This window comes from Oceaniserpentilla sp. 4NH20-0058 (genome assembly GCF_040371755.1).
Classification (GTDB): domain Bacteria; phylum Pseudomonadota; class Gammaproteobacteria; order Pseudomonadales; family Oceanobacteraceae; genus Bermanella.
Map to the genome: position 1 here is coordinate 1 of NZ_BAABWE010000022.1, position 2093 is coordinate 2093.

Here is a 2093-nt window from a genome sequence, read left to right on the forward strand (position 1 = left end):
GGTATCGCTCGATGAATCCAATCCTTATCATTCTTGGGTGCAAGGCAGTAATGAAAACGTGAATGGACTGATTCGTCAGTACTTACCAAAGACTGAGAGTATGGCTAGTATAACTCAGCAACGCTGCGATCAGATCGCAGCACAAATTAACAGTCGGCCGAGGAAGCGGTTCAACTACAAAACACCAGAGGAAATGTACCATGAGATTTAATGATTATTGTCGCACTTCAAACTTGATACTAGGTACCTTAACCACCAAACAGAACGTTAGCACAATGTGGAGTAAGCGCTGAAGAACTATGACCAATTCCTTGAATTACGTTTACGTTAACAATTCCGTTAACCCCATAGCGTTTTGCGTTTTTATTCATTTCGAGCGCCCAACTTTTTGCAATTTCTATGCGAGTATTACCGCTGTGTGCAGGCCTTTTAGGTTGACTCTTTATGTCTTTACTCCCTATAACGATTGAAACTTTGTTCGCTGCTAAAGCGTAATTTCTTAGTGATTTAGAGATAAAAACTCTATTCTTACTACCGTCCTTCCACTTTAAATTCTTAGACAAATTTCCTGCGCCATATGGCCATTTACTCGATGTTGTTGGGTAACTATATCGGCCTGCTGCGCTGACAACCGCATGGATTACCTTGTCAGGATGAGTAACAACATACCTATTAACAAACTGTCCACCGGCGGAGTGACCGTATAAATAAAAACGTTTACTACCTGAGCTAGTTTGAAATGAATAACGACTTACAAGTTTATTAACAAACTCATCAGCGGGGACGAATTTACCAAATAAGTTCCTATATCCACCAAAACCGCCACCTAGGTTTCCAAAACGTGACGTATCGAAAACAGGAGCAATTAATAATAATCCATGTTTATCGGCATATTTAACCCAACGTGATATATATTTCTTTGCGACATCTGAAGCTTTATCTATTTTGGATAACATACCGTGAGCAATAACTAGAATGTTTTTTGGAGTTTCATCAGGAATATAAACAAAGTGATCACCTTCATTATTTCTCTTTTGGATAACTTCAGCATTTAGAGATAATGACAGGCATAGCCCAATAAAAAATAATAATTTACGCATGATTCACCGAAGGTACATAACGCCGCAGTAAATTGCAGCTATGTAGTTGGTTGTTTTGGTGGCAGCGTAGCGACCGCCACCAAAACAAGCGACGGAATAGCTGTCAATTTGACTGCCTTGTTAGAACTTTACCCACCGAAATTTCGAATGCTGCTAGCTAGCTTTTTGGAATTTAGTAAAATACACAAAGAAGCCACCACTTCGAAAATGGTTGCATATACATTTGCAATACTATGGGCACTCATTGTTGCAGGATATCTCAGCTTGTTGCGGCAGAAGCCGCCAATAAGAGAACCAATATATCGAATCTACCAACGCATAATAAAGAAAATATACACTGAGCCCTGACAAGAGCACCGATAAAAGCGATTTGGCGGATAAAGAGGCCTCTACTTTATCATCAGAAGATCCGATTATTTTCTTTGAAATAACAGTAGGGAAAAACCAAAGAATAATTGAGGTAACAAGCCAGGGCACACTTGATAATATCGGAACGAATATCGTCGCGCCAAGACCTCCGTATGTTCCAAATAGAACAAACTCAATTACGGTTCCCAATTGCCTAAGGCTATAAAGAAAAAGAAATACCGAAAACAGTCTAATGAAAACCGCTAAATAAGTTATCTGTGTCATATCTTCCCTTGAGTTCTAACAGTTTATTCAACGTCGCATGACGTATTTTATGGTGACGTACTTGTTGGGATATTTTACGCCAAACATTCTTTTGTGATTCTGCAATCATGGGGTATACAGCATAGTCGCGTCAATTCTGTGTGCCTTTTTTACGTCGCACTTGAGCATTTGTACTCTCGCAACCTATTCATTTTCTTACCATTTTTTGTAACTGGTACTTTTAACTGATTATCAGCTTAATCATGCCTGATTTCGGGGATACACGTCGTGGGACCGTTTATCTTAATATACCGTCGCGTGATGTTATATCACTAGATACACGTCGTGTTTGTGCAGCTAATGCAGAATCTACATTATTCG

Annotated in this window: 2 protein-coding genes; one reads left to right on the forward strand and one right to left on the reverse strand. The window is 39.4% G+C overall.

All coding sequences use genetic code 11. The features are described 5' to 3' along the window. Nucleotides 1-211, forward strand: a 211-nt coding sequence (locus tag ABWV45_RS15435) for a transposase (RefSeq protein WP_502914691.1), incomplete at its 5' end; no start/stop codon positions are given. Nucleotides 212-248: 37 nt separating this feature from the next. Here ABWV45_RS15435 and ABWV45_RS15440 read toward each other — a convergent pair. Further along, on the reverse strand, nt 249-1100 hold the full coding sequence (locus ABWV45_RS15440; RefSeq protein ID WP_353352616.1) for an alpha/beta hydrolase family protein: 852 nt from the start codon (nt 1098-1100) through the stop codon (nt 249-251). Nucleotides 1101-2093 lie beyond the last annotated feature (993 nt).